The organism is Nocardioides sp. AE5, assembly GCF_031844485.1.
Lineage (GTDB): Bacteria > Actinomycetota > Actinomycetes > Propionibacteriales > Nocardioidaceae > Nocardioides.
This window is the reverse complement of sequence record NZ_JAUZVI010000010.1, coordinates 1-24,636: the sequence shown is the minus strand read 5'-3', so window position 1 is coordinate 24,636 and position 24,636 is coordinate 1. Positions and strand designations below refer to the sequence as shown.

Annotated in this window: 26 protein-coding genes, 2 tRNA genes and 1 pseudogene; 18 read left to right on the top strand and 11 right to left on the bottom strand. The window is 69.7% G+C overall.

Annotation, left to right across the window (positions count from 1 at the left end; all coding sequences use genetic code 11):
* Position 1: 1 nt before the first annotated feature.
* Positions 2-1,111, top strand: a complete 1,110-nt coding sequence (locus Q9R27_RS14300) for an oligopeptide/dipeptide ABC transporter ATP-binding protein (protein WP_311253065.1) — start codon at positions 2-4, stop codon at positions 1,109-1,111.
* On the top strand, positions 1,111-2,559 hold the full coding sequence (locus tag Q9R27_RS14295) for an amidase family protein (RefSeq protein WP_311253064.1): 1,449 nt from the start codon (positions 1,111-1,113) through the stop codon (positions 2,557-2,559). Before Q9R27_RS14300 ends, Q9R27_RS14295 begins: the two co-directional genes overlap by 1 nt.
* A 449-nt stretch (positions 2,560-3,008) precedes the next feature.
* On the opposite strand, the gene Q9R27_RS14290 is transcribed toward Q9R27_RS14295, so the two are convergent.
* Positions 3,009-4,526, bottom strand: a complete 1,518-nt coding sequence (locus Q9R27_RS14290; RefSeq protein WP_311253063.1) for a glycoside hydrolase family 13 protein — start codon at positions 4,524-4,526, stop codon at positions 3,009-3,011.
* A 3-nt stretch (positions 4,527-4,529) separates the two neighbouring features.
* The gene (locus Q9R27_RS14285; protein ID WP_311253062.1) at positions 4,530-5,327 is read right to left on the bottom strand and encodes a hypothetical protein; all 798 of its coding nucleotides are present in this window, start codon (positions 5,325-5,327) and stop codon (positions 4,530-4,532) included.
* 106 nt (positions 5,328-5,433) lie between these two features.
* On the opposite strand from Q9R27_RS14285, the gene Q9R27_RS14280 reads away from it, so the two are divergent.
* Complete coding sequence (locus Q9R27_RS14280; RefSeq protein WP_311253061.1) at positions 5,434-6,120, top strand: metal-dependent transcriptional regulator; 687 nt, start codon at positions 5,434-5,436, stop codon at positions 6,118-6,120.
* A gap of 42 nt (positions 6,121-6,162) precedes the next feature.
* Here Q9R27_RS14280 and Q9R27_RS14275 read toward each other — a convergent pair whose 3' ends face one another.
* Positions 6,163-6,399 carry a hypothetical protein gene (locus Q9R27_RS14275; RefSeq protein WP_311253060.1) on the bottom strand — a complete coding sequence of 79 codons (237 nt, stop codon included), beginning with the start codon at positions 6,397-6,399 and terminating at the stop codon, positions 6,163-6,165.
* Positions 6,400-6,515: 116 nt separating this feature from the next.
* Here Q9R27_RS14275 and Q9R27_RS14270 point away from each other — a divergent pair, with 116 nt between their 5' ends.
* A complete protein-coding gene (locus Q9R27_RS14270) occupies positions 6,516-7,370 on the top strand; it encodes a sigma-70 family RNA polymerase sigma factor (RefSeq protein ID WP_311253059.1) in 855 nt (284 codons plus the stop codon).
* A gap of 2 nt (positions 7,371-7,372) precedes the next feature.
* On the opposite strand, the gene Q9R27_RS14265 is transcribed toward Q9R27_RS14270, so the two are convergent.
* Both Q9R27_RS14265 and Q9R27_RS14260 read right to left on the bottom strand, forming a co-directional pair.
* Positions 7,373-8,260 carry an NAD-dependent protein deacetylase gene (locus Q9R27_RS14265; protein ID WP_311253058.1) on the bottom strand — a complete coding sequence of 296 codons (888 nt, stop codon included), beginning with the start codon at positions 8,258-8,260 and terminating at the stop codon, positions 7,373-7,375.
* On the bottom strand, positions 8,257-8,526 hold the full coding sequence (locus Q9R27_RS14260) for a DUF2277 domain-containing protein (protein ID WP_311253057.1): 270 nt from the start codon (positions 8,524-8,526) through the stop codon (positions 8,257-8,259). The genes Q9R27_RS14265 and Q9R27_RS14260 overlap by 4 nt, the downstream gene beginning before the upstream one ends.
* Positions 8,527-8,653: 127 nt before the next feature.
* On the opposite strand from Q9R27_RS14260, the gene Q9R27_RS14255 reads away from it, so the two are divergent.
* Together Q9R27_RS14255 and Q9R27_RS18775 are read left to right on the top strand one after the other, a co-directional pair.
* The gene (locus tag Q9R27_RS14255; protein ID WP_311253056.1) at positions 8,654-9,823 is read left to right on the top strand and encodes a saccharopine dehydrogenase NADP-binding domain-containing protein; all 1,170 of its coding nucleotides are present in this window, start codon (positions 8,654-8,656) and stop codon (positions 9,821-9,823) included.
* Positions 9,824-9,901: 78 nt separating this feature from the next.
* Positions 9,902-10,132 carry an AbrB/MazE/SpoVT family DNA-binding domain-containing protein gene (locus Q9R27_RS18775; protein ID WP_397219780.1) on the top strand — a complete coding sequence of 77 codons (231 nt, stop codon included), beginning with the start codon at positions 9,902-9,904 and terminating at the stop codon, positions 10,130-10,132.
* A gap of 101 nt (positions 10,133-10,233) precedes the next feature.
* On the opposite strand, the gene Q9R27_RS14250 is transcribed toward Q9R27_RS18775, so the two are convergent.
* Positions 10,234-10,306 (bottom strand) — tRNA-Arg (locus tag Q9R27_RS14250).
* A 173-nt stretch (positions 10,307-10,479) separates the two neighbouring features.
* On the opposite strand from Q9R27_RS14250, the gene Q9R27_RS14245 reads away from it, so the two are divergent.
* Together Q9R27_RS14245 and Q9R27_RS14240 are read left to right on the top strand one after the other, a co-directional pair.
* A complete protein-coding gene (locus Q9R27_RS14245; RefSeq protein WP_311253055.1) occupies positions 10,480-11,697 on the top strand; it encodes an LCP family protein in 1,218 nt (405 codons plus the stop codon).
* Between the two features lie 10 nt (positions 11,698-11,707).
* Positions 11,708-11,977, top strand: coding sequence for a hypothetical protein (locus tag Q9R27_RS14240; RefSeq protein ID WP_311253054.1), 270 nt, complete (start codon positions 11,708-11,710; stop codon positions 11,975-11,977).
* Positions 11,978-12,151: 174 nt separating this feature from the next.
* On the opposite strand, the gene Q9R27_RS14235 is transcribed toward Q9R27_RS14240, so the two are convergent.
* A complete protein-coding gene (locus Q9R27_RS14235) occupies positions 12,152-12,517 on the bottom strand; it encodes an MscL family protein (protein ID WP_311253053.1) in 366 nt (121 codons plus the stop codon).
* 69 nt (positions 12,518-12,586) lie between these two features.
* Positions 12,587-13,219: an SAF domain-containing protein gene (locus Q9R27_RS14230; RefSeq protein ID WP_311253052.1), complete on the bottom strand. Its 633-nt coding sequence runs from the start codon at positions 13,217-13,219 to the stop codon at positions 12,587-12,589.
* A 129-nt stretch (positions 13,220-13,348) separates the two neighbouring features.
* On the opposite strand from Q9R27_RS14230, the pseudogene Q9R27_RS14225 reads away from it, so the two are divergent.
* A pseudogene (locus Q9R27_RS14225) lies at positions 13,349-13,441 on the top strand (FmdB family zinc ribbon protein); the annotation flags it as partial.
* Positions 13,442-13,503: 62 nt separating this feature from the next.
* Here Q9R27_RS14225 and Q9R27_RS14220 read toward each other — a convergent pair.
* A complete protein-coding gene (locus Q9R27_RS14220) occupies positions 13,504-13,713 on the bottom strand; it encodes a hypothetical protein (RefSeq protein WP_311253195.1) in 210 nt (69 codons plus the stop codon).
* A 26-nt stretch (positions 13,714-13,739) separates the two neighbouring features.
* Here Q9R27_RS14220 and Q9R27_RS14215 point away from each other — a divergent pair, with 26 nt between their 5' ends.
* Positions 13,740-16,436, top strand: coding sequence for a penicillin acylase family protein (locus Q9R27_RS14215; protein WP_311253051.1), 2,697 nt, complete (start codon positions 13,740-13,742; stop codon positions 16,434-16,436).
* A gap of 127 nt (positions 16,437-16,563) precedes the next feature.
* Here the strand turns inward: Q9R27_RS14215 and Q9R27_RS14210 are convergent, their stop codons facing one another.
* Positions 16,564-17,160: a 5-formyltetrahydrofolate cyclo-ligase gene (locus tag Q9R27_RS14210; protein ID WP_311253050.1), complete on the bottom strand. Its 597-nt coding sequence runs from the start codon at positions 17,158-17,160 to the stop codon at positions 16,564-16,566.
* A 167-nt stretch (positions 17,161-17,327) separates the two neighbouring features.
* On the opposite strand from Q9R27_RS14210, the gene Q9R27_RS14205 reads away from it, so the two are divergent.
* The 8 genes from Q9R27_RS14205 to Q9R27_RS14170 all read left to right on the top strand — a co-directional run bounded on the left by Q9R27_RS14205 (position 17,328) and on the right by Q9R27_RS14170 (position 23,207).
* On the top strand, positions 17,328-18,707 hold the full coding sequence (locus Q9R27_RS14205; protein ID WP_311253049.1) for a UTP--glucose-1-phosphate uridylyltransferase: 1,380 nt from the start codon (positions 17,328-17,330) through the stop codon (positions 18,705-18,707).
* Complete coding sequence (gene glp, locus Q9R27_RS14200) at positions 18,700-19,917, top strand: gephyrin-like molybdotransferase Glp (RefSeq protein WP_311253048.1); 1,218 nt, start codon at positions 18,700-18,702, stop codon at positions 19,915-19,917. The genes Q9R27_RS14205 and glp overlap by 8 nt, the downstream gene beginning before the upstream one ends.
* Before the next feature lie 63 nt (positions 19,918-19,980).
* Complete coding sequence (gene moaC / locus Q9R27_RS14195; RefSeq protein WP_311253193.1) at positions 19,981-20,421, top strand: cyclic pyranopterin monophosphate synthase MoaC; 441 nt, start codon at positions 19,981-19,983, stop codon at positions 20,419-20,421.
* Between the two features lie 5 nt (positions 20,422-20,426).
* Positions 20,427-20,900 carry a molybdenum cofactor synthesis domain-containing protein gene (locus Q9R27_RS14190; protein ID WP_311253192.1) on the top strand — a complete coding sequence of 158 codons (474 nt, stop codon included), beginning with the start codon at positions 20,427-20,429 and terminating at the stop codon, positions 20,898-20,900.
* Complete coding sequence (locus Q9R27_RS14185; protein WP_311253047.1) at positions 20,897-21,484, top strand: GNAT family protein; 588 nt, start codon at positions 20,897-20,899, stop codon at positions 21,482-21,484. Before Q9R27_RS14190 ends, Q9R27_RS14185 begins: the two co-directional genes overlap by 4 nt.
* Before the next feature lie 107 nt (positions 21,485-21,591).
* Positions 21,592-22,431: a hypothetical protein gene (locus Q9R27_RS14180; RefSeq protein WP_311253046.1), complete on the top strand. Its 840-nt coding sequence runs from the start codon at positions 21,592-21,594 to the stop codon at positions 22,429-22,431.
* A 135-nt stretch (positions 22,432-22,566) separates the two neighbouring features.
* Positions 22,567-22,642, top strand: a tRNA-Ala gene (locus tag Q9R27_RS14175).
* Between the two features lie 76 nt (positions 22,643-22,718).
* Positions 22,719-23,207 carry a hypothetical protein gene (locus Q9R27_RS14170; protein WP_311253045.1) on the top strand — a complete coding sequence of 163 codons (489 nt, stop codon included), beginning with the start codon at positions 22,719-22,721 and terminating at the stop codon, positions 23,205-23,207.
* 46 nt (positions 23,208-23,253) lie between these two features.
* Here the strand turns inward: Q9R27_RS14170 and Q9R27_RS14165 are convergent, their stop codons facing one another.
* Positions 23,254-24,474 carry an IS256 family transposase gene (locus Q9R27_RS14165; RefSeq protein ID WP_311253191.1) on the bottom strand — a complete coding sequence of 407 codons (1,221 nt, stop codon included), beginning with the start codon at positions 24,472-24,474 and terminating at the stop codon, positions 23,254-23,256.
* Positions 24,475-24,636: the final 162 nt, after the last annotated feature.

The window sequence follows — 24,636 nt, the reverse complement described above, 5'->3', positions numbered from 1 at the left end:
GATGGCAGGCAGCGGCACCGCGCACATGCGCCCCGACGCCGATCCGGTGCTCTCGGTCGACCAGATGGTCGTCGAGTTCCCGGTCGGTCGGCGACAGGTGGTCCATGCCGTCTCCGGCATGAACATCGACCTGCTCCCCGGCGAGACACTCGGCATCCTGGGCGAGTCCGGCTGTGGCAAGTCCAGCGCAGGGCGCGCGATCATGCAGGAGCCGTCCCCGACCAAGGGGTCGGTCCGCCTGCAGGGCACCGAACTGACCGGGCTCCGGAGCGCCGACCTGCGCCGCAAGCGGGCCCGGATGCAGATGATCATGCAGGACCCGGTCTCCTCGCTGAACCCGCGGCGCAAGGTGCACGCGCTGGTCGCCGAGGGCCTGAAGATCTGGGGCTTCGACGGCGACGACCTCGACACCGCGATCCGCGAGACGCTGGTCGCCGTCGGCCTGGATCCCGACGCGGTCTGGGACCGCCGCCCGCACGAACTCTCCGGTGGCCAGTGCCAGCGGGTCTGCATCGCCCGGGCGCTGATGATGAACCCGGACGTGCTGATCTGCGACGAGCCGGTCTCCGCCCTCGACGTCTCGGTGCAGGCCCAGATCCTGAACCTGCTCGAGCGGACCAAGCAGAACTATGACCTGTCGATGATCTTCATCGCCCACGACGTCTCCGTGGTGAAGAACATCAGCGACCGGGTGATGGTGCTCTACCTGGGCAAGACGTGCGAGGTGCTGCCCAGCAACGACATGCACGTCCGCGCCGTGCACCCCTACAGCCGGACCCTGATCGCCTCGATCCCCGGTGGCGAGGAGATCGCCTCGACCGACGACCCGGTGGTCGGTGACCTGGCCGCCGAGAAGCCGCAGTCGGCCGGCGTGACCGAGTTGCCCTCGCCGCTGAACCCGCCGTCGGGTTGCCGGTTCCGGACCCGCTGCCCGCTGGCCACCGACCTGTGCGCGGCCGAGGAACCGGAACTGCGCGAGATCGCCACCGGACACTTCGTGGCGTGCCACCACGTGGCCGTCGACGGGGCTGGCCCGGCCGCCGCAGCTGGTGCCGCAGCGGCCGGCGCCGACCCGGCCTCCCCGGGCGACCCGGCCGTCGGAGTCGCCTGATGAGCCAGGCGGACGCGGTGGACCGGGGCCGGATCGACACGTCGGGGGCACCGAGCCTGCCGGAGACCGATGCGGTCGGGATGGCCGAACTGGTCCGCTCCGGCGAGGTGGGCGCTCGCGAACTCGTCGAGACCGCGATCGCACGGATCGAGGCGCTCAACCCGACCCTGAACGCGGTGGTCAACGAACGCTTCGAGCAGGCACTGGCCGAGGTCGACGCCGGACTCCCCGAGGGCCCCCTGCGCGGCGTACCCGTGCTGGTCAAGGACCTCTCGATGCCGGTCGCCGGCCTGCCCGCGACGAACGGCAGCCGCCTCTTCGCCGACGCGATCGCGCCTGTCGACGGCGAACTCGTGGCCCGCTACAAGCGGGCCGGGATGGTGGTGCTGGGCACCACGAACAGCCCCGAGTTCGGGCTCAATGCCAGCACCGAACCGCTGCTGCACGGCCCGACCCGCAACCCGCGCGACCTGGCCCGCTCACCGGGCGGGTCCAGCGGTGGCTCTGCGGCCGCGGTCGCCGCCGGGATGGTGCCGGTCGCCCACGCCAGCGACGGCGGCGGTTCGATCCGGATCCCGGCCTCGATGAACGGACTCTTCGGCCTCAAGCCCAGCCGCGGCCGGGTCACCCCCGCGCCGGCGCCCTCGGTGCTGGCGGCCCCGGCCTCGGTGCACCACGCCGTGACCACCACGGTCCGCGACAGCGCCGTGCTGCTCGACATCGCCTCGCCGGTGGTGCCGGGCACGGTGATCGGGATCCCGGCCCCGGCGACGAGTTTCCTCGACGCCGCGATGACGGCCCCGCAGGCGCTGCGGATCGGCGTACCTGACGCGTTCGCGGACCTGGCCACCGACCCGCAGGTGCAGGCGGCGCTCGATGACGCGGTTGCCCTGTGCGCGTCGCTGGGCCACGTGGTCGAGCCGATGCCGACGCCGTTCGACCGGAGCCTGGCCGCGGTCGCCAACGCCCCGTTGATGGGGGTCGCCTTCGCGGTCGCCATCCAGGACCGCCTCGCTGCGCTGGGGCGGGACCTGGCCGAGGACGACCTGGAACCGTTCTCCCGGGTCCTCTTCGGCCACTACGCGCAATTGCCGGCCAGCGACCTGGTGCGTGGCCTGCAGGCGGTGCAGCAGCTCGGCTGGCAGATCGGCGCCCACTTCACCCAGTACGACGTGATGGTGATGCCGACGCTGGCCATGCGGGTGCCGGCACTCGGCGTGCTCGACACCAGCGACGTGGAGGGCATGTACCAGCGGGCCGGTGACTTCGCGGCGTGGACCAGCGCCTTCAACACCACCGGGATGCCGGGGATGTCGGTGCCGCTGGGCACGGACGCCGACGGCCTCCCGATCGGCGTCCAGTTCGTGGCGCAGATGGGCCAGGAGGACCTGTTGCTCTCCCTGGCCGGCCAACTGGAGGCGGCAGCCCCCTGGCAGCGCCACCTGTAGCCCTCCCCATCTCGTCGAGGCGGCACGAGTTGACAGGAAATGACGTCGAGGCGGCACGAGTCGACGCCGTACGACGCCGAGGCGGCGTTAATTGACGCCGCCTCGACAGTCCAGTGCGTCAACACGTGCCGCCTCGACGGAAATGGAGCGACCCGCAGGTGTGGCGCGGTTTCCCCTGGTGGGGACCTGCGGCCGCCTCCGGTGGACTGACGTCCGGAGCACCTGCGGGTCGGGTGACTGCCGTTGGATTGCTGGCGGCTACGACACTGCCAGCGTGGCCCGGAATGGGGCCGCAGCAGTGGAGCTGCTAGCCGGCAGCCACCTCACGAGTCCCAAAACCAATCATTGATCGGACCACCTCCTTTCCCGTGTCCCACCAAGGTACGACGTGGCCCAGACAGCGGCAAGGGATTTATTGATCCCCGCCCGGACCAGCACAGTCAGGCGGTTCAGGGCAGGCGGATCCAGGCCGCCGCATCGGCAGGCAGGCCACCCCCGACCAGCGGTGCGCTGGCGATGAGCACCTCGCCCGGCGGCAGGTCGATCGGTGCGTCTCCGGCGTTGAGCATGACCTGCAGTGCACCGCGGCGGAAGGCGAGTACGTCCTCGCCCGCGTCGAGCAGTTCCACCTGGTCCTCCAGGCCGCGTACGACCCTCCGGCGTACTCGCAGCGCGTCGCGGTAGAGCTCCAGCGTCGAACCCTCCACGCCGGTCTGCGCGGCCACGCTCACCGATGCCCAGTCGTCGGGTTGCGGAATCCACGGCTGCCCCGCGCCGGGGCCGAAGCCATAGGGCGCCGTCGTACCGGACCACGGGATCGGCACGCGGCACCCGTCGCGCCCGACGACGCCGGTGCGCACCGCGAACGGGTCCTGCCAGTGCTCGGGCGCCACGTCCACCTCGGCCAGGCCGAGCTCCTCGCCCTGGTAGACGTACGTCGAACCGGGCAGCGCCAGCATCGTCAGCGCGGCGGCGCGGGCCCGCGCAGCGCCCACGGCACCCCCGCCATAGCGGGTCGGGGCGCGGACCACGTCGTGGTTGCCCAGCACCCACGTCGGCGCAGCACCGACCTGGGCCAGGTCGGCCAGGGTGGTCGCGATCACCGACCGGAAGGCCGGCGCGGACCACTCGGCGGAGAGCCAGTGGAAGTTGAACGCCTGGTGCAGTTCGTCGGGACGCAGGTAGCGCGCCATCGCCTCGGGCGTCTCCACCCAAGCCTCCGCCACGGCCATCCGATCACCCGGATAGGAGTCCAGGATCCTGCGCCAGGCGCGGTAGACCTCGTGCACCTCGGGCTGGTCGAAGGCCGGGTCCGGTCCACCATCGACGCGGTTCGGCAACCCCGGCGCCTTGAAGAGGCCGTGCGCCACGTCGATCCGGAAGCCGTCGACGCCGCGGTCCAGCCAGAACCGCAACACACCCTCGTACATCGCGGCGACCTCGGAGTTGCGCCAGTTCAGGTCGGGCTGGGTGGTGTCGAAGATGTGGAGATACCACTCACCGTCGTCGACCCGGGTCCAGGCCGGGCCGCCGAACATGGAGCCCCAGGCATTGGGCGGCTCGTCGGCGGCGACGAAGTGGTAGCGGTCCCGTTCCGGGCTGCCCGGGCCGGCGGCGAGTGCTGCGCGGAACCAGGCGTGCTCGCTGGAGGTGTGGTTGGGGACCAGGTCGACCACGACCCGCAACCCCAGCCCGTGCGCGCGGGTCACGAGTGCGTCGAAGTCGGCCAGGTCACCGAAGAGCGGATCGACGTCGCAGGGGTCGGCCACGTCATAGCCATGGTCGTGTTGCGGCGAGGTGTAGAACGGCGTCAACCAGAGCGCATCCACGCCGAGGTCGGCCAGATGGTCCAGGCGCGCGGTGATCCCGGGCAGGTCACCGATGCCGTCGCCGTCACTGTCGGCGAACGAGCGGACATAGACCTGGTAGATGACCGCATCCCGCCACCACGGCACACCCGACTCCATGGCCTACTCCTGTCCCGGCTGCGGGGGATCGATGCTGATCCAGACCTGTTCGGCGCGTGCGACCACCCGCTCGTCGGCGTCGAGGATCGTGGTGGTGGTGAACGACTTGCGTCCCTCGGTGCGGTGGTGGAGGCCCAGTACGACGTGCTCCTCGCCGATCACGGGAAGGGCGTCGACGGCCGCGGTCATCCGGCCGAGCACCATCATCCGTTCCCCGACATCGGCCGACCAAGCGCCGGCGCAGTCGAGGGCCGCCCAGGTCACCGGCAGTGCGGCTCGCGGTGGCCCGTCGGCGCCGTCGTACGTCGGGGCGTGCGCGGTGTCCGCCAGGCTCTCGTGCGGCACCCAGGTCGCCGCGACCCGTTGCAGGCCGTCCTGCGGGTCCACCACGCCGGGGAAGATGCGCAGGCCGTCGCCCGGTTCCCGGTCGGGGCCACACGAGAAGCAGGTGCCGAAGGGGTGGGTGACCAGGCCCGGGTACGTCGCCTCGGCCGCCCGCGCGAGGTCTGCGGGGACCGGCTCGATCGGTGCCGGGTCCGCCTCGGGAGCCGGCCGGGCACTGAGCACCACGGAGCCGCCGAAGCTGGCCACGATCCCGTCGTCGCTGGGCGTGACGACCATGGCAGCGTCCAGCGGCGGGGGCTGGCGCAGCGTCACCTCGACCGGCGGCCACCCGTCGCGGTCCCCGTCCGGACGTGGCAGCAGGGCGGCCAGTGCACCGGCACTCCAGCCCCCGTTCCCCGAGGTGGGCGGGCCGCAGAAGCGTGACGGGACGACCAGTTCGACGACAGCGGAGGGCATTGCTCGGTCCTTCTCCTCTTTCCGGTTCCGACGAACCTAGCCGCTGCGACGTGCCGGTTGAAGGCCCCCGTCCCAAAGTTGGGTGCGATGGGCCACAATGGACCCTGTGAGCGACCTGATCGACACCACCGAGATGTACCTGCGCACGATCTATGAACTCGTGGAGGAGGGGATTGTCCCGCTGCGCGCCCGGATCGCCGAGCGCCTGCACCAGAGCGGCCCCACCGTGAGCCAGACCGTGGCGCGGATGGAGCGCGACGGCCTGCTCACCGTCGAGGGCGACCGGCACCTCCAGTTGAGCGACGAGGGCCAGCGGCTGGCCACCCGGGTGATGCGCAAGCACCGCCTGGCCGAGCGCCTGCTGACCGACGTGATCGGTCTCGACTGGGAACTGGTCCACGCCGAGGCATGCCGCTGGGAGCACGTCATGTCCGAGACCGTCGAGCGCCGCCTGATCGAGCTGCTCGACCACCCGACCGAGTCGCCGTACGGCAACCCGATCCCCGGCCTGGACGAGCTCGGCGAGAAGGAGGTCGGCGAGGAGTTCATGGACGGCGTCGAGCCGCTCTCCTCGGTGGCCGGCGAGGCGGAGGCGCGGGTCCACGTGCGCCGCATCTCCGAGGAGATGCAGAAGGACGAGGAGCTGATGACGGCGCTGCGTCGCGTCGGCGCCCAGCCCGACCAGACCATCGTGGTCAAGGCCACCGACGGCGGCATCCTGATCGGCTCCGGGGGCGAGAGCGCCGAGATCATCACCGAGGCCGGCGACCACATCTTCGTCAAGCGCCAGTAGCGCCGCTTCCCCCGCCGTACGGGCGCCGGCACAGGTCCCGGATCAGTCCTCGGGGAGTTCGGCGAAGCGACGCTTGACGTCGTTGTACCAGTTCATTGACTGCTTCGGCCGGCGCCAGCGTCCCTTCATGTCCTGACGGGCCGGGACGTGGGCCTCGTCGCCGGCCTTGACGACCTCCTTGAGGTGCTTGTCCTGGGCGACGATCACCTCGTCGGCCGTCTGGCCGCGGTGCGCGAGGTCGCAGGGGCCGCCGAGGTCGGCGCAAGTCATGGTCTTCATCGGTTCCTCCGTGGGAGTAGGTGGGGTCGGATTCCGCGCCGCCGACCCTGCGGTCACACCGGGCCGTCCGTGCGCGTCATCCAGTTGACGGACCCCGAGATGAAAGTGTGACCACCATGGCCGAAGAAACCTCTCGTGACCAGACCGAGGCATTCACCGCCGAGCGCCCGCGCCTGGTCCGCCTCGCCGCCCACGTGCTGGGCGATGCCAGCGAGGCCGAGGACGTCGTCCAGCAGGCGTGGCTGCGGCTGCACGGCACCACCGCCACGATCGACAACCTGCCCGGTTGGCTGACCACGGTCACCACCCGGCTCTGCCTGGACCGGCTCCGTGCCCGTACGCCGATCCCCGACGAAGCGCCCGAGCCCGACGACACCGCACCGGACCCGGCCGAGGAGATCGCGCTGGCCGACACCGTCGGGGTGGCCCTGCAGGTGGTGCTGGACCGGATGAGCCCCCGGGAGCGCGTCGCCTTCGTGCTGCACGACAGCTTCGGGTTCGGCTTCGACACCATCGCCGCCATCCTCGACGCGACCCCGGCGGCGGCCCGCAAACTGGCCTCGCGGGCACGCGCCCGGCTGGCCCAGCCGGTGCCCGAGGACGCGCTCGCCGACTGGGAGGTGGTCGATGCCTTCCTGACGGCGGCGAAGGGTGGCGACTTCGCCCGACTGCTGCAACTGCTCGCCCCGGACGCGGTGATCAGTGCCGACGACGCGGCGCTGCTGGCCGGCACCCCGGAGCGGATCGCGGGACGCGAAGCGGTCGCCACCTTCTTCAACGGTGCCGCCCATGCCGCCTTCCCGGTCTTCCTCGGCGAGCGCCCGGGGGCGGCCTGGATCCACCAGGGCCAGGCCCGCGTCGCCTTCGACTTCACCGTCGTCGCCGGCGTGGTGCAGGCGATCACCTTCCGGGCCGCGCCCGACGTGCTGGCCGGCGTACGCCGTCGTGACGGGTCGGTGCCGCGCACCTGAGGTCAGGCGGCCTCGAGCAGTGCGGTGAGGAACTCGCTGCACCCCTGGTCGATGCGGTACGTCGCCAGCGCATCGCCCCGGGTCGCACCGCGGTTCACGATCACCACCGGTACGTCGAGGCTAGCGGCACGCTTGACGAACCGCAGCCCGGACATCACCACCAGCGACGACCCGGCGACCAGGAGCGCGCCCCCGGAGTCGGCGAGGGCCTCGACCGCGTCGTAGCAGCGCCGCACCCGGTCGGCGGGCACGTTCTCGCCGAAGAAGACCACGTCAGGCTTCAGTACGCCGCCGCAGGCCGGGCAGGCAGGGACGTTGAAGTCCGCGGTCTCGGCCAGGTCGACGTCGCCGTCGGGGAGGGAGGCGACGTCGCGGTGCGCCTCGGCGTACCCGGGGTTGAGCCGGTCCAGTTCAGCGGCCAGTGCCTCGCGTGACGACGTACGCCGGCAGCCCAGGCAGATCACCTGGGCGACCCGTCCGTGCAGCGCCACGGGATGCGACCCGGCCGCCTCGTGCAGGCCGTCGACGTTCTGGGTGATCAGCGTCTCGACGTGCCCCTGCTGCTCGAGTTCGGCGAGCGCGCGGTGCCCGGCGTTGGGCACGGCCCGCGCCATCCGCGACCAGCCCAGGTGGCTGCGCGCCCAGTACCGCTGCTGCGCGGCGGGCCCGGAGACGAACTCGCCGAAGGTCATCGGGGTGCGGGCCACCGAGCCCGGGCCGCGGTAGTCGGGGATGCCGGAGTCCGTGGAGAGGCCGGCGCCGGTGAGCACCACCAGTGGCCGTTCGGCGAGCAACTGCACCGCGTCCCGTGCGTCCTGGTCCGTGGCGAGGGCACCGGAGGCGGCGCCCTCGGGGAGGGCAACCGGGCGATCGCCGGCAGCGTTGCTCAACTGGCGTAACGCGCCCGGGCCCGCGCCCGTCGCTTCTCGGCCTCGACCTCGCGGTCCTTCGGCGGCGCGGTGGTGACCAGCGCCTCGAGCAGGTGCTGGGTGGCGTGCGCGACCTCAGCGACGGCGGCGTTGAAGGCGGCCTCGTTGGCAGCCGACGGCTTGGTGGTGCCGGCGACCTTGCGGACGTACTGCAGCGCTGCGGCGTGCACCTCGTCGGTGGTGGCCGGCGGCTCGAAGTTGTTCAGCGGTCGGATGTTGCGGCACATGCCCCCACGGTACGCCGCCCCACTCCATGTAAAGCGCTGTTCACGCGGGTGTGCACCCCGCCAGCAGGGTGCAAGCCCACATGGACGGCGCGTTACAAGGGAAGCACGGGGTGGCAGAGTTGGGCGCATGGCAGATCGTGACTACGACATCGTCCTCTTCGGTGCCACCGGCTTCACCGGTGGACTGACCGCGAAGTACCTCGCCCGCCACGCCCCCGCGCGGCTGCGCTGGGCGCTCGCGGGACGGAACCGGGCCAAGCTCGAGAAGGTCCGCACCGAACTTGCCGGGATCGACCCGCGCCTGGAAGTGATGGACCTGGTCGTGGTCGATGCCGCGGACCGGGACGCACTGGCCGAGGTGACGGCCCGGAGCCGGGTGGCGATCTCCACGGTCGGGCCCTACGTGCAGCACGGGGAGCCGCTGGTTGCCGCCTGCGCCCAGACCGGCACCGACTATGTCGACCTGACCGGTGAGCCCGAGTTCGTCGACCGGATGTGGCTGGCCCACCACGCGACCGCGCAGGCCTCCGGCGCCCGGCTGGTGCATGCCTGCGGCTTCGACTCGATCCCGCACGACCTGGGCGCCTTCTTCACAGTCGGGCTGCTTCCCGACGACCAGCCGATCACCCTGCGTGGCGTGGTCCGCTCGAATGCGTCGTTCTCCGGCGGCACCTTCCACTCCGCACTCGGCGCGATGGAGCGCGCGCGACAGATGAAGGCCGCGTTCGCCGAGCGCCGCAAGGCCGAGCCCCGCCCCGAGGGACGCTCCAGTCGGGCCGTGGCCGGCAAGCCCCACCGGGACAAGGAACTGGGCTACTGGCTGTTGCCGCTGCCCACGATCGACCCCCAGGTGGTGCAGCGCAGCGGCGCCGCGCTGGCGGCGTACGGGCCGAAGTTCCGCTACTCCCACTACGCCGGCACCAAGACCCTTCGGTACGCCGCGGGTGGCGCGCTCGGGGTGGGTGCGATCGCCGTGTCGGCCCAGGTGAAGCCGGTGCGCAACTTCCTCAAGGGGAAGGTCAAGCAGGGCGAGGGGCCCTCGGAGGAACGGCGTCGCAAGTCGTGGTTCACCGTCGACTTCGTCGGTGAGGCCGGGGGCGAGAAGGTGCACACCCGGGTCTCGGGCGGCGATCCGGGCTACAGCGAGACGTCGAAGATGCTCGCCGAGTCGGCCCTGTGCCTGGCCTTCGACGACAACCCGCCGACTGCGGGCCAGGTGACCACAGCAGCAGCGATGGGGGAGAACCTGCTCGCCCGGCTGCGCAACGCGGGCATGTCGTTCGAGGTCATCGACTGATCACGTCGTAGCAGTTGGCGCTTGCGACGTAGCAGTCTTGAATCAAGAATCCTTGAGATCTCAAGAATCGAGCGCCTGATGAATCTTGCCAAGTTGTCGGCCAACGGTCAGATCACGGTGCCGGTTGAGGTGCGACGGCGGTTGCGGTTGGTGCCCGGTGACAAGGTGCTGTTCGTTGAGAAGCCCAACGGCGAGGTCGTCGTGGCCAATGCTGCTGTCGGCGTTGGGCGATGCACAGAATGCGTTCGCTGGTGCTGCTGGAGATTTTGGCGTGGCCGGCGAGGAGGACGTGCAGGCGTTGGTCGATGAGGTCCGTGATCGGGGCCGCGCTTCGTGAGGCGGGTGTTGGTTGACACCAACGTCGTCATCTCAGCGCTGCTGTTCCCGGCGCATCGGCGGGTCCTGTTCGGTGCCCCCGGCGCGAGTCGAACGCGCGACCTTTCGCTTAGGAGGCGGCTGCTCTATCCACTGAGCTACGGGGGCGTGGATGCAAACGGCATCCGCGCACGTAGTTTGCCACGTCGTCGAGCGGGACGCGCTTTTGCCCTCGGGTGCGGTTCCCGGTAACAATTTGGATACCTGCCCTAGTCTCGGTCGTTGGCAGGACCAAGCCTTGCTGCGCCCAGCAGCCTGGCCCGAGCGAATGAGACAGGCGAGTGAGCGACGTATCCATTGGGCGTCACCGCGGCAAGGCGGCGCGCAGGCACCCCGTGCTGCGCGGCTTCGGGTACACGATCCTCACGCTCACCCTGGCCATCGGCCTCTTCTCGGTCTACACCTATCGCCACCTCAACGAGAACCTCACCAACGTCGACCTGCGCGAGCAACTCGGCGACGACCGCCCCGCCGGTACGCCGAAGGGTGACGGCCAGCCGATCAACGTGCTGGTGATGGGCTCGGACACGCGTGACGGTGAGGGCAATGACGCGGTCGGTGGCGCGCAGAACGTCGGCCAGCGCTCGGACACCACGATCCTGATGCACGTCTCCGGTGACCGCTCGTTCGCCTACGGGGTCAGCATCCCGCGTGACGCGATGGTGGAGCGTCCCACCTGTTATGACGAGGACCTCAACGAGATCCCCGGCGGCTTCGGGATGTGGAACAAGGCGTTCGACCTCGGCGGCCCGGCCTGCACCATCCGCCAGGTGGAGCAGTTGACGGGCATCCGGGTCGACCACTGGGTGGTCGTCGACTTCAATGGCTTCAAGGGCATGGTCGACGCCCTGGACGGGGTCGAGGTCTGCATCCCCGAGGATGTCAACGACACGGTCGGCAACATCTACCTCGAGGCCGGGACTCGCACCGTCAGTGGTGACGAAGCCTTGGACTATGTCCGGGTCCGCCACGGCATCGGCCTGCGCGAGAACGGCGATATCGGCCGGATGAAGCGCCAGCAGGCGTTCGTCGCCTCGATGGCCAACAAGGTGATGAGCAAGGGGATGCTCGCGCACCCCAAGCAGTTGCTGGACTTCCTCGACGCGGCGACCAAGTCGCTGACCCTGGACCACGAACTGGACTCGATCATCAAGATCGCCGACCTCGGCGCCCAGTTCCAGGAGATCGGCCTCTCCGAGATCCAGTTCATCACCGTCCCGTGGCGGACCTACCAGCCGGACAAGAACCGGGTGGAGTGGGTGCCCGAGGAGGCCGAGGAACTGTGGCAATTGATCCGCGAGGACCGGCCGCTGAGCCGTCGTCTCTCCGCGGAGGCGATCACCGCTGACACCGAACCGGGCACGCGTCCCACCGAGGAGGAGAGCCAGGCCGCAGGCCCCGACCAGCCGAGCGCTCCGGAGACCTCGCAGCAGGCCGACGACCCGGAGTCGATCCTTCCGGACCCGAACGAGAAGGCCCGCGAGAGTGGCCTGTGCTGAGCCTCCCGCGATGACCGAACCAGATCCGCATCACGAGGCAGGGGAGCCCATGTCGGGGGAGACCCCGGCCGCGGAAGCAGAGTCCCCGAGCACCCCAAAGGCGGCTGAACCGGCTGAGCCTGCCGAGCCGGAGTGGAAGCGTCGCAAGCGCATGGCCGCGGTCTTCGGTGACGGTGGCTTGCCCCAGGTCTCGGCCGAGGAACGGGCCCGCGAGGGCGGGGACCGCTCGGGCACTCCGGATGACTGGTTCCGCAGTCAGGTGCCTCCGCACCACGGCTGAGTCCCCAGCACGGCTCGGTCCCACCGGGTTGAGTCCCCGTGCGGCGGCCGAGTGCGTCACGCGCACTGTTGGCGGCATCCCCGCTGCGCGCCGGCATGACGGGATGAAGGCTCCGAGACGGCGACGACCCCCGCAACCGAGGTTGCGGGGGCCGTCGGATCCGGCTCAGGTGAGTCAGGCCTGGCCGTTGCGTGCGGCGAGGAGGTCGCGGATCTCCTCGAGCAGGACGACGTCGTCGTCCTTGGCGGCCGGGTCCTCGGCGAAGAAGCGCTCCTTGGCCTTGTTGTAGGGAGTCACGATGAAGAAGTAGACGACTGCGGCGATGATCAGGAAGGTGATCACCGCGTTGATGAAGAGACCGATGTTGACGTCGGCCAACTCCACGCTGGCGAAGTTCGGCTCACCGCCGACCTTGCCGATGAAGCCCATCAGGACGCCGGTGAAGGTCTCGACGACCGTGGCGAAGGCGGTGGCCATGATGAAGGCGACCGCGAGCTCGATCAGGTTTCCCTTGAGGATGAATTCCTTGAATCCCTGCATTTCTTGACTCCTTCGTGTCGAGCCCGTTGCTGGTGCCCGAGCATGGAACGGATTGGACAGCGGCACACGCTAGCGTGAAATCACTGCTGTCAGATACATCCTGACCGACGCGCTCGTCACTTTTGTGGACATTTGCGGTGTGGTTCCCAGCACGACCAGACGTCCGCTGGCAACGCCCCGCTGCGCGGATCCCGCCTCCGCTGGAAGGGCGATGACCGGAAGACCACTGCCCACCTGCCGGGTCTCCCCGTTCCCGGGGTTGGTCGCGAGCAGGTCGATCCGGTCGCCGACCCGGAGCAGGCTCGCGGCGGCGGCGTCCGGCAATCGGACCGGGATCGCGACCAGGCCCGGGTAACCCTCCAGCAATGGCTCGCCGACCAGGCGTACGTCGGTCAGCGTCTCGCCGCGCCGGACCGGAGAGGCGATCGTGCGCCCCACGACGTACGACGGTCCCAGCGCCCCGTCCGGCACGGCCTCGGCAGGGAGGTGCGCCACCACGACGTCGTCCTCGGCCAGCACGGTCCCCGATGGCAGGTCTGCGGCTGCCACCACCACCGAGACCGTGGCGGCGGGAGGCGGTGCGAGCACCGAGAGGGTGGCGAAGACCGCGATCCCGACCAAGAGGGCAGCCAGCAAGCGGCGCCGGCGCAGCACGGCGCGGCGCAGTGTGCGGCGTACGTCGTCGAACCCGAGAAACTCCATGGCGACAACGCTAGGCGGCCGGGACGCTGCTGCGAGGAGTTCTCCACAGGCAGGTAGAATTGGCACTCGGCCCACGCGAGTGCCACCGGCGCCTCAGCGGCCATCTCCCGACGTTCGAAGGATTGACCCGTGCCCACCTACCAGTACGCCTGCACCGAATGCGGCCACGCGTTCGAGCAGTTCCAGAGCTTCAGCGACGACGCCCTCACCGTCTGCCCGCAGTGCCAGGGGCGACTGCGCAAGGTCTTCAACGCCGTGGGCGTGGTCTTCAAGGGCTCCGGCTTCTATCGCACCGACTCGCGCAGCGGCGGCAACTCCTCCACGGCGTCCTCCTCGGGCTCGTCAGGCTCGTCGGACTCCGCCTCGTCGGGGAAGGGTACGTCGAGCGATTCGGGCTCCTCGGCCGGCTCGTCGACCTCCACCGGCTCGACCAGCTCCAGCAGCTCCAGTTCCACCACCTCGACCACGCCGAGCGCCTCCTGAGCCGATTCCACCGCCACCACAAGGAACAATGACCCGCGTGGAAGAGACGGAAGCAGGACCGAACCGCCCGCCGATGCAGTGGTGGCGCGCCTTCCGGGCCTGCCCGTGGGGCGTGCGCTGGGCGGCGTACGTCGCGATCGGCCTCGCGGTCACCCTGGTCGTGGGGCTGCTCGCCGGCACGGTGATGGTCCGGCGCCCCTTCCCGCAGACCAGCGGCGAGGTCGAGATCGCCGGGCTCCAGGCGAACGTCGAGGTGCTCCGCGACGACAACGGCATTCCCCAGATCTATGCCGACTCCACGGCCGACCTGATGCTGGCGCAGGGATATGTGCACGCCCAGGACCGCTTCTTCGAGATGGACGTACGCCGCCACATCACTGCTGGCCGCCTCTCCGAACTCTTCGGCGAGGCCACGCTGGAGACCGACAAGATGGTGCGCACGATGGGCTGGCGCCGCGTCGCCGAGCAGGAACTGCCGCTGCTGGCACCCGCGACCCGCGCCGCGCTGGAGTCGTACGCCGCCGGGGTGAACGCCTACATCGCCGATCGCGGCAACAGTCGGCTCGCCCTGGAATATACGGTGCTGGGACTCGGCGGGCTCGACTACACCCCCGAGCCGTGGACCCCGGTGGATTCGCTCGCCTGGCTCAAGGCGATGGCGTGGGACCTGGCCGGCAACATGGACGACGAGATCGCCCGGGCGCTGCTCCTGGCCGACCACACGGAGGAACAGGTCGCCGACCTCTACCCGGCGTACCCGATGGACGACCACGCGCCGATCGTGAACCAGGGCGCCCTGGTCGACGGACGCTACGAGCCGGAGGCGACAGCGCCCGGGAGCCGCAACCCTGCCCGACCGGCGTACACCGCGGACCAGGCGGACGCGCTGCGCCGGACCCTCTCCGCGATCGACGGCGTCCCCGAGTTGATCGGCTCCGGCCCCGGCATCGGGTCCAACTCGTGGGTCGTCGACGGCGCCCACTCGGCCACCGGGGAGCCGCTCCTGGCCAACGACCCGCACTTGGGCGTCAGCCTGCCGAGTGTCTGGTACCAGGTCGGCCTGCACTGCCGCACGGTCAGCGACGCCTGCCCGTTCGAGGTGGCCGGGTTCAGCTTCGCCGGGGTGCCTGGTGTGGTGATCGGCCACAACGCCGACATCGCCTGGGGATTCACCAACCTCGGTCCCGACGTCACCGACCTCTACCTGGAGCGGGTCGAGGGCGACGAATGGGAGTACGACGGCGAGATGTTGCCGCTCACCGTGCGCACCGAGACGATCAAGGTCGCCGGTGGTGAGGACTTCGAACTGAAGATCCGCGAGACCAGCCACGGGCCACTCATCTCGGACGTCTCCAGCCAACTCAGCACCGTCGGCGCCAAGGCGGCAGTGCCCACCACCGGCGACGTGGGTCGGGGAGCCACCGGTGCCGATGACTCCACTGGCGACGAGGACTCCACCGGTGACGAGGACCGGGCCGACAACGACGACGGCGAGGAGCGGGCACACGCCGTCGCGCTGCGCTGGACGGCGCTCGACCCGGCCCCGACCGCGGACGCGATCCTGTTGCTCAACCAGGCCTCGAACTGGCAGGAGTTCCGCACTGCCGCATCGCACTTCGCAGTACCGGCGCAGAACCTCGTCTATGCCGACCGTGAGGGACACATCGGCTACCAAGCGCCGGGTCGGATCCCGATCCGCAAGTCCGGCAACGACGGGCGCGAGCCGGCGGCGGGATGGCTGCCGGAGAACGACTGGAGCGGGCGCTACATTGCCTTCGACGCCCTGCCCAAGCTCTTCGACCCCGAGGAGGGGTTCATCGTCACCGCCAACCAGGCCGTGGTGGGTGAGGACTATCCGCTGCACCTGACCGACGACTGGGACTACGGCTACCGCTCGGACCGGATCCGCGAACTCATCGAGGCCGAGGCCGACGTCACCGTCGACGAGATGCTGGAGTTCCAGAACGACGACTTCAACGCGCTCGCCCCGGTGCTGGTGCCCTACCTGCTCGACATCAACCTGCCGCCCGGCTATCGCAGCGACGGCCAGGGCGTGCTCGCCGAGTGGGACTTCCGCCAGCAGGCGGATTCGGCTGGGGCGGCGTACTTCAACGTGGTCTGGCGCAACCTGCTCGAGCTCACCTTCCACGACGAGATGGCCGAGGACCTGTGGCCCGACGGCGGGTCGCGATGGTGGCTGGTGATGGAGCGGCTGCTCGCCGACCCGCGCAACCCGTGGTGGGACGACGCCGGGACCGAGGACGTCGTGGAGCGCCGCGACGACATCCTGGAGCAGGCGCTGCTGGCGGCCAGCGACGAGATCATCCGCAAGATGGCGCGCGACCCGGCCGACTGGGAATGGGGCAAGTTGCACCGGCTCGACCTGGTCAACCAGACCCTGGGCACCTCGGGGATCGGTCCGGTCGAGGCGCTCTTCAACCGCACCGGCTGGAAGGTCTCCGGGGGCTCGTCCACCGTGAACGCGACCAACTGGGACGCAGCGGAGGGCTATCACGTGACCTCGGCGCCGTCGATGCGGATGGTGGTCTCGATGGCCGACCTCGACCGCTCCCGCTGGATCAACCTGACCGGCAACTCCGGGCACGCCTTCCACCGCAACTACACCGACCAGACCGAGCTGTGGGTGCGTGGCGAGACGCTGGCCTGGGCGTTCAGCCGGGGCGCGGTCGAGGCGGCGGCGGAGCATCGCCTGGTGCTCCACCCGGCCGGCTGAGTCCGGTCTCACCGGCGCCGCGGCGCGTGTGGAGCGACCGCAGCCGCGCATATGCACCCTTGCGGCCCCGGGAAGCGCGAGATCAGGGCCACTACTGCGCATATGCACCCTTGCGGTCCCGGCCTCGTCACTTGGGCATGCCGGGGTGGGACGTGGGGAGCGGCAGGCGGCGTACGCCGGCCGGGGTCGCCACCGCAGTGACCGGACGGTCGTGTGCCTCGGCAGGCACCCGGTCGAGGACCTCGTGCTCGTGCAACAACACACAGGTGAACGTCCCGACCGGCACCCGGGACAGGGCGCGGTCATAGGAACCGCCACCGCGGCCAAGCCGCATCCCGTCGCTGCCCACCGCGATCCCGGGCACCAGCACCACGTCGCAGGTGGCGATCGCATCGGCGCCCAGGCGTGGTCCGGTCGGCTCGAGCAGTCCGCGCCCCGCTGGCGCCAGTGGTCCGTCGTACGCCGCCCAGTCCAGATCGTTGTCCGCCAGCAACACCGGCAGCAGCACGCGCTTGCCGGCCGCCCGCAATCCGTCCAGGAGCAGGCCGGTGCCGGGTTCGCGCCCCACCGACACGTACGCCGCGACGCTGGCCGCCCGGCGTACCTGTGGCGTGGCCAGTAGGTGCTCACTCAGTGCGACAGCACTGGCCGACAGTTCGGCCGGGGTCAGCCGGTTGCGCTCGGTGAGCACCTGGTCGCGCAGTGCTGTCTTGGATCCGGACATGGACCCAGTGTGCCGTGCCCCGTTCGCCGAGGCGGCGTCAGTTGACGCCGCCTCGGCGTCAGAATGCGTCAACACGTGCCGCCTCGACGCAGGAAAGCGTGAACACATGCCGGCTCGACGTGCATGCGCGTCAACACGTGCCGCCTCGGCGACGTACGATCGGCCGCATGGGCAGTTCAGCGCTGAACCGCGCGCTCGAGAAGATGGCCGATGCCGGGATCGACGAGACCGCGCGGGAGGTGTTCGCACACTACTTCCGCCTCCTGGAGGCGGGGGAGACCGGCTACATCGCCGAGGAGACCATCGAGGCCCTCGAGATGGAGTCCATCAACGACATCCGCGTCGATGACGCGACCGCGACACAGGCGCTGGCCACCACTGCGGTGATCAAGCTCAACGGTGGCCTGGGCACGTCGATGGGGATGGACCGTGCCAAGTCGCTGCTCTGCGTGCGCCGCGGGCTCTCCTTCCTCGACATCATCGCCCGGCAGGTGCTGGCCCTGCGCAAGCAGTACGACGCGCCGCTGCCGCTTGTCTTCATGAACTCGTTCCGCACCTCGGCCGACACCATGGAGGCGCTGGAGCGCTATGAGGACCTGCCGGTGGGTGACCTGCCGATGGAGTTCCTCCAGAACAAGGTTCCCAAGCTGCTGGTCGATGACCTCTCGCCGGTCGCCTGGCCCGAGGACCCCGAGCTCGAGTGGTGCCCGCCGGGCCACGGGGACATCTACACCGCGCTGGTCGACTCCGGGATGTTGCAGCGGCTCCTGGACGCTGGCATGGAGCGGATCTTCGTCTCCAACTCCGACAACCTTGGCGCCATCCCCGACCCGAAGCTGGCCGGTTGGTTCGCCGAGTCGGGCGCGCCGTTCGCGATCGAGGCGACGCGACGCACGGCCTCGGACCGCAAGGGCGGCCACTTCGCCCGGCGGCGCAGTGACGGCCGGATCATCCTGCGCGAGAGTGCGCAGGTCCTTCCCGGCGAGGTCGGGCTGCTGGCCGACCTGAACATCCACCGGTTCATGAGCACGAACAGCCTGTGGATCGACCTGCGTGCCCTCCGGCGTGCCCTGGCCGAGCGGCACGGGATCCTCGGCCTGCCGCTGATCCGCAACGTCAAGCACGTCGACCCGGCCGACCCTGGTTCGCCGGAGGTGATCCAGGCCGAGACCGCGATGGGTGCGGCGATCGAGGTGTTCGAGGGCGCGCGGACCATCGAGGTGGGCCGCGACCGCTTCGTGCCGGTGAAGACCACCGACGACTTGCTGGTGCTCCGCTCGGACGTCTTCGACCTGGGCGCGGACTTCCTCCTGGAACAGGTCTCCGACACGCTGCCCTATGTCGCGCTGGACCGGGACGTCTATCGTCTGGTGCGGGACTTCGACCAGAGGTTCCCGGAGGGGGCGCCCTCGCTGCGGGGCGCCACGTCGCTCACCGTGGACGGTGACTGGACCTTCGAACACGGCGTACGGGTCATCGGCCAGGTGGCCCTGGAGAAGCAGGCCACGGCGCAGCGGGTGGCCTCGGGGAGTGTCCTGGGTGAGTGATCTGATTCCGGTCCGTGAGCACCTTGACCGGGTGCTGGCCACGATCCGTCCGCTCGGCATCTATGAGCAGTCGCTGCTGGATGCGTGCGGCCTGCCCACCGCCGAGGACGTCACCGCACCGATCCCACTGCCCGCTTTCGACAACTCCGCGATGGATGGCTATGCGATCAACTACCTCGACGTGGTCGACGCCACCGAGGACCACCCGATCCACCTGCCCGTGGTGGGGGAGATCGGCGCCGGACAGAACCGGATCCTGGCGCTCTCCCCGGGCACGGCCGTGAAGATCATGACCGGCGCACCGGTGCCGTCGGGTGCCACTGCGGTGGTGCCGTATGAGTGGACCGACCGGGGTGTCGCCCAGGTGCGGATCACCAAGGCCCCCCGCCAGGGCGCAAACATCCGCCGCGCCGGTGAGGACATCGAGGCCGGCGACGTGCTGATCTCCGAGGGCAACGTGGTCGGCCCGCGCCACGTCGGCCTGCTCGCCGCGGTGGGCAGGGCCACGATCAAGGCCCGTCCCAAGCCACGCGTGGTGATCCTCTCCACCGGCTCCGAGTTGCGCGACCCCGGCACGCCACTGGGCAGCGACTCGATCTATGACTCCAACTCCTACATGCTCGCCGCGGCGATCCGCGCCGTCGGCGGCATCCCCTACCGCGTCGGTGCGGTGCCGGACGAGCGGAAGGTCTTCACCGAGACGCTGCACGACCAACTGGTCCGTGCCGACCTGGTGGTCACCAGCGGCGGCGTCAGCGAAGGCGACTACGACGTGGTCAAGGAGTCGCTGAAGTCGATCGGCCACGTCTGGTTCGGCCGGGTCGCGATGCAGCCCGGCAAGCCGCAGGGGTTCGGCCTGATCGGTGACGAGCGGATCCCGATCTTCACCCTGCCCGGCAACCCGGTCTCGGCGTACGTCTCCTTCCAGGTCTTCGTGCTGCCGGCGATCCGCAAGCTGATGGGTTGCCGGGTGCTGGAACGCCCGCGCTACACCTGCCGGCTGACCCACGGCCTGAGCTCGCCGGAGGGGAAGACGCAGTTCGTCCGGGCGACCTACGACGCGCGGGTGGCGACCCCGGTCGGTGGCCACGGCTCGCACCTGATCGGCGACCTCGCCGAGTCCAATGCGCTGATCGTGATCCCGCCGGAGACCACCACGCTCAAGCCCGGCGACTCGGTCGAGGTCATGCTCCTCGACGAGGAGTTCTGAGCGGTGCCCGACGGGCAGCCCCGGCGTGGGTTGACCCATGTGGACGCCTCCGGTGCGGCCCGGATGGTCGACGTGTCGGCCAAGCCGGTGACCTCGCGATCCGCCACCGCCACCGGACGGGTGCTGGTCTCTGCCGAGGTGATCGCCCTGCTCCGCGGCGAGGGCGTGCCGAAGGGCGATGCGCTGGCGGTGGCCAGGATCGCCGGGATCATGGGCGCCAAGCAGACCCCGGCCCTGATCCCGCTGTGCCATCCGCTCCCGGTCTCCGGGGTCGAGGTCGACCTGGCGGTGGGTGACGACGCCGTCGAGATCACCGCGACGGTGCGCACGAATGGCCGCACCGGCGTGGAGATGGAGGCGCTCACCGCGGTCTCGGTGGCGGCGCTGACGCTCATCGACATGGTCAAGGCGGTCGACAAGGAAGCGGTGATCAGCGACGTACGGGTGGTGGCCAAGTCCGGCGGCACCTCCGGTGACTGGCACGCGGAGACGTGGTCGGTGTGAGCGGGATGCCTGCCGCCGTGGTGGTAGCCTCCAACCGCGCCGCCGCCGGGGTGTACGCCGACGAGACCGGTCCCCTGATCGTGGCGGCGCTGCGCTCGTGGGGGTTCGCGCCGGCGCCGGTGGTCGTCGTACCCGACGGCGAGCCGGTGGCGGAGGCGGTCACCGCAGCGGTGGCAGCGGGTGCCCGGGTGGTGCTGACCACCGGTGGCACCGGGCTGACCCCGACGGACCGTACGCCGGAAGTGGTGCGGCCCCTGCTGGAGCGCGAGGTGCCCGGCATCGTCGAGGCGATCCGCGCTGACGGGATCAGCAGGGGCATCGCGACCGCGGCGCTGTCGCGTGGCGTCGCCGGAGTGATCGGCCAGGCCCTGGTGGTGACCCTGCCCGGTTCGCGCGGGGGCGTCGCCGACGGACTGGAAGTGCTGGCCCCGATCGTGGCGCATGCGGTGGACCAGATCGCCGGGGGAGACCACCGGTGACCCGCGCCTGGCCGGTGACACTGCGCCGCGGTGGGGTGGAGTTGCGCCCGCTGGCGTTCTCGGATGCCCGGGCTTGGCGCGAGGCGCGCAACCGCAATGCGGTCTGGCTGCGGCCGTGGGACGCCACGGTGCCGCCGGGATCCGAGGGGCGTCCGGCAACGTTCCGCGGGATGGTCAAGCGACTGACCAGGCTGGCCCACATGGACGAGGCGATGCCGTTCGCCGTGGTCGTCGACGGGGAGTTCGCCGGGCAGGTGACGGTGAGCAACATCGTGCGTGGCTCGGCGCAGTTCGCCTCGATCGGCTACTGGGTCGACCAACGCTTCGCGGGGCGCGGGGTGATCCCGCTGGCGGTGGCGATGGTGATCGACCACTGCTTCATGATCGCCCGGCTGCACCGGATCGAGATCGCGATCCGCCCGGAGAACACCAACTCGTTGCGGGTCGCGGAGAAGCTGGGCCTGGTCGAGGTCGGCTATGCGCCGCGGTTCCTGCACATCGACGGCGAGTGGCGCGACCACCGCCTCTTCGCCGTCACCGTGGAGGAGTGCCCCGGCGGCATGGTCAAGCGGCTCGAGTCCTGAACCCTCCCTGCTTCGGCACCTCAAATCACACGAGTCACACCAGTTGTTTTGCGACACACCTATGGACATCCGCCTCAATGTGGGTTATCGCTCCTAACCTCTGAGGCGTGGACCTGTCCGGAATCATCTTCGTAGCCCTTGCCATCGCGTGGGCCGTGTACCTGATCCCCAAGGCGCTGCGTCACCACGACGAGGTCGCCCGGAGCCGGTCCGTGGATCGGTTCTCGAACACGATGCGCGTCCTTGCCCGTCGCGAACCGGTGGGCGCCACCGGGGCGCGCCTGGTGGTCCAGCCCGGCCGCGGCCAGACCCCTGCCACCGTGACCGTGAAGGGCAGTCCTGCTCCCGTCGGCGAGACGGCCCGCCCGCGGCGGCCCAGCCGGGGGCACCTGGCCGCCCGTCGCGAGGCCGCCCGGGTCGCCGCGCAGCGCCGCCGTCGCGTGCTCGGCACCGTGCTCGGCCTCAACCTCCTCGTTGCCGGCCTCGCCCTGGGCGGGGTCGTTGGCTGGCCGTGGGTCGCGGCGCCGGTGGCGCTGCTGGTCGCGTGGCTGGTCGCCTGCCGCCTGATGGTCCGCCAGGAGATCGCTGCGGACACGGTGCTCGTCGGGCCCCCGGTGCGTGCCGAGGAGGCCGAACAGGTCGATGAGTCGGTCCCCGCGTCGTACGACGTGGACCGCAACGAGCAGGGCTTCGACGAGGTAGCCGCCGACGCTGACACCTCGGTCATGGCCGCCGTCGACGCGGAACTGTGGGACCCGGTCCCGGTGACGCTGCCGACCTACGTCACCAAGCCCGCCGCGGTCCGTCGCAGCGTGCGCACCATCGACCTGGGCGAGGACGACGTGTGGACCTCGGGCCACAGCGAGGAGTCGACCGCCCTGGCCCGCGAGGCCGACGCCGCCGCCCGCGGCGACGAGGGCGACCAGCCCCGGGTCGTCAACGGCTGACACGAACGCTCACCCGTTGCGTCGCGAACGCTCAATCATTGATGCGCGAAAGCTCACTTGTTGTCGTCGGCCCCGGATTCGGAACGCCGCGCGGGTGGGTGCTATCTTTCTCAGCGCGTGAGTACGTCGACGCATGGGGCTGTGGCGCAGTTGGTAGCGCGTCTCGTTCGCAATGAGAAGGTCAGGGGTTCGAATCCCCTCAGCTCCACCACGGTGTCCTTACTCAAACAAATGGACTGAGTAAGTGCCACCGAGTGGATTGAAGAAGAGTCAAGAGGCTCGCCGGGATGACCGGCGGGCCTCTTGGCGTTTGTGAGGACCGTGTCGAACGGTTCGGCGAGCTTGGCTTCGAGTCGTACGCCGACGCGGTCGTTCTCGTCGGGCAGGACGAGGATCTTCTCGAAGAAGGCTTGGTTGAACAGGCGCCGGATGTGCTCGGGTGCGCTGAGGTAGGCGGCTTGGGTGTCGGTGGCCAGGTCGAGTGCCAGCCCGAGGTTGCTCTCGATGACCTCCCACTTCTCGTTGGTGGCGTCGAGTTCGGTCTTGATGCTGGCGAGTGCCTTGCTGATGCGGTCTTGCTCTTGGCTGAGGAGGTCGACTGGGATGGCTCCGGCGTAGTGGGCTTCCATGAGCTTGCCGCGCTCGCGGTTCAGCTGTTCGTGCTTCTTCTTGAGCTCGATTCGTCGCCGCTCGACCTGGTTGCGTGCGTCGCTGAGCTCGGCCTGCATCTGTGCCTCGATGTGGTCGCGGAAGGTGGCGTCGAGCTGGACGCGTAGGTAGAGGTCTGGGTCTGTCCGATTCTTTGTGTAAGTGGGCATCGGCTTAGTTGATTCCTAGGCGGTTGCCGTAGGTCATGGACAGGACGTTGAGGATGTTCTTCCAGCCGGCGATGCGGCCGGTGGGGTTGGGTCGGTTGGTTTCCCGGTGTCGCACGGCGAGGTAGAGCACCTTGAGGGCCGCCTGTTCGTCGGGGCAGTGTCCGCGGCGCCGGGTAGCGGCCCGGAATCTGGCGTTGAGCGACTCGATCGCGTTGGTGGTGTAGATGATCTTGCGGACCTCCACGGGGAAGTCCAGGAACGGGATGAACTCCTCCCAGGCATTGCGCCACAGGTTGATCATCGCCGGATACTTGCCCTGCCACTGCTCGGTGAACTCCTCGAACTCGACCTCGGCGGCCTCCAGCGTCGGTGCGGTGTAGATGCGCCGCAGCTGGCCGGTGATCTTCTGCCAGTGTTGCCGCGAGGAGTAGCGCAAGGAATTGCGCACCAGGTGCACCACGCAGGTCTGCACCACTGCTTGGGGCCACACGGCGTTGATCGCCTCCGGGAGCCCCTTGAGGCCGTCGCAGCACACGATGCATGCGTCGAGGATGCCACGGTTCTTCAGATCGGTGAGCATGTTGATCCACTGTTTCGCACCTTCCCCACCCGAGGGACCCATCCACATGCCCAGCACGTCACGGAACCCGTCCAGGTTCACCCCCATCGCCACGTAGACCGGCCGGTTGGCCACCGCTCCCTCACGGACCTTGAGCACGATCGCATCGATGATGATCACCGGATAGACCGGATCCAGCGGACGAGCCTGCCACTCCTTCATCTCCGCCACCACCTTGTTCGTCACCGTGGAGACCAGATCACGGGAGACCTCGGTCCCATAGACCTCGCCCAGGTGGGCAGCGATGTCGCCGGTAGTCATGCCCTTCCCATAGAGGCTGATCACCGCCTCATCGAACCCCGCCAACCGACGCTGATGCTTGGCCACCACCCGCGGCTCGAAGGACCCCTCCCGATCCCTGGGGACATCGACGGTGACCTTACCTATCTCAGTGGTCACCGTCTTCGGCGTCGACCCATTACGAGAGTTCCCCCGATTGCGACCCGCCGGATCATGCCGGTCATAACCCAGATGGTGAGCCATCTCGGCCTCCAACGCCGACTGAAGAACCTGACGGGTCAGCGCGGTCAACAACCCATCCTCACCCGTCAACGCAATCCCGCGCCCGGACGCCGACGCCACCAACGCCTCGGCCAAGGCCACCATGTCCGGCTCCCGAACCACCGGAACCGTCGTACTCTCAGACTCGTGCTCGCTCATAACGTGATGCTCCTTCCACCACGGACCCAGTCCGCGGCATCACGCCGAGCCAGTTACACAAAATTCCTGACAGACCCAACTGCGGAATCGCTTGGGACTGGTGAGCAG

Coding starts and splice junctions, on each gene's coding strand:
- Q9R27_RS14300 (WP_311253065.1), top strand. CDS start 2: ATGGCAGGCAGCGGCACCGCGCACATGCGCCCCGACGCCGATCCGGTG.
- Q9R27_RS14295 (WP_311253064.1), top strand. CDS start 1,111: ATGAGCCAGGCGGACGCGGTGGACCGGGGCCGGATCGACACGTCGGGG.
- Q9R27_RS14290 (WP_311253063.1), bottom strand. CDS start 4,526: ATGGAGTCGGGTGTGCCGTGGTGGCGGGATGCGGTCATCTACCAGGTC.
- Q9R27_RS14285 (WP_311253062.1), bottom strand. CDS start 5,327: ATGCCCTCCGCTGTCGTCGAACTGGTCGTCCCGTCACGCTTCTGCGGC.
- Q9R27_RS14275 (WP_311253060.1), bottom strand. CDS start 6,399: ATGAAGACCATGACTTGCGCCGACCTCGGCGGCCCCTGCGACCTCGCG.
- Q9R27_RS14270 (WP_311253059.1), top strand. CDS start 6,516: ATGGCCGAAGAAACCTCTCGTGACCAGACCGAGGCATTCACCGCCGAG.
- Q9R27_RS14260 (WP_311253057.1), bottom strand. CDS start 8,526: ATGTGCCGCAACATCCGACCGCTGAACAACTTCGAGCCGCCGGCCACC.
- Q9R27_RS14255 (WP_311253056.1), top strand. CDS start 8,654: ATGGCAGATCGTGACTACGACATCGTCCTCTTCGGTGCCACCGGCTTC.
- Q9R27_RS18775 (WP_397219780.1), top strand. CDS start 9,902: ATGAATCTTGCCAAGTTGTCGGCCAACGGTCAGATCACGGTGCCGGTT.
- Q9R27_RS14240 (WP_311253054.1), top strand. CDS start 11,708: ATGACCGAACCAGATCCGCATCACGAGGCAGGGGAGCCCATGTCGGGG.
- Q9R27_RS14235 (WP_311253053.1), bottom strand. CDS start 12,517: ATGCAGGGATTCAAGGAATTCATCCTCAAGGGAAACCTGATCGAGCTC.
- Q9R27_RS14230 (WP_311253052.1), bottom strand. CDS start 13,219: ATGGAGTTTCTCGGGTTCGACGACGTACGCCGCACACTGCGCCGCGCC.
- Q9R27_RS14210 (WP_311253050.1), bottom strand. CDS start 17,160: ATGTCCGGATCCAAGACAGCACTGCGCGACCAGGTGCTCACCGAGCGC.
- Q9R27_RS14205 (WP_311253049.1), top strand. CDS start 17,328: ATGGGCAGTTCAGCGCTGAACCGCGCGCTCGAGAAGATGGCCGATGCC.
- moaC (WP_311253193.1), top strand. CDS start 19,981: ATGGTCGACGTGTCGGCCAAGCCGGTGACCTCGCGATCCGCCACCGCC.
- Q9R27_RS14190 (WP_311253192.1), top strand. CDS start 20,427: ATGCCTGCCGCCGTGGTGGTAGCCTCCAACCGCGCCGCCGCCGGGGTG.
- Q9R27_RS14170 (WP_311253045.1), top strand. CDS start 22,719: ATGACCGGCGGGCCTCTTGGCGTTTGTGAGGACCGTGTCGAACGGTTC.
- Q9R27_RS14165 (WP_311253191.1), bottom strand. CDS start 24,474: ATGGTGGCCTTGGCCGAGGCGTTGGTGGCGTCGGCGTCCGGGCGCGGG.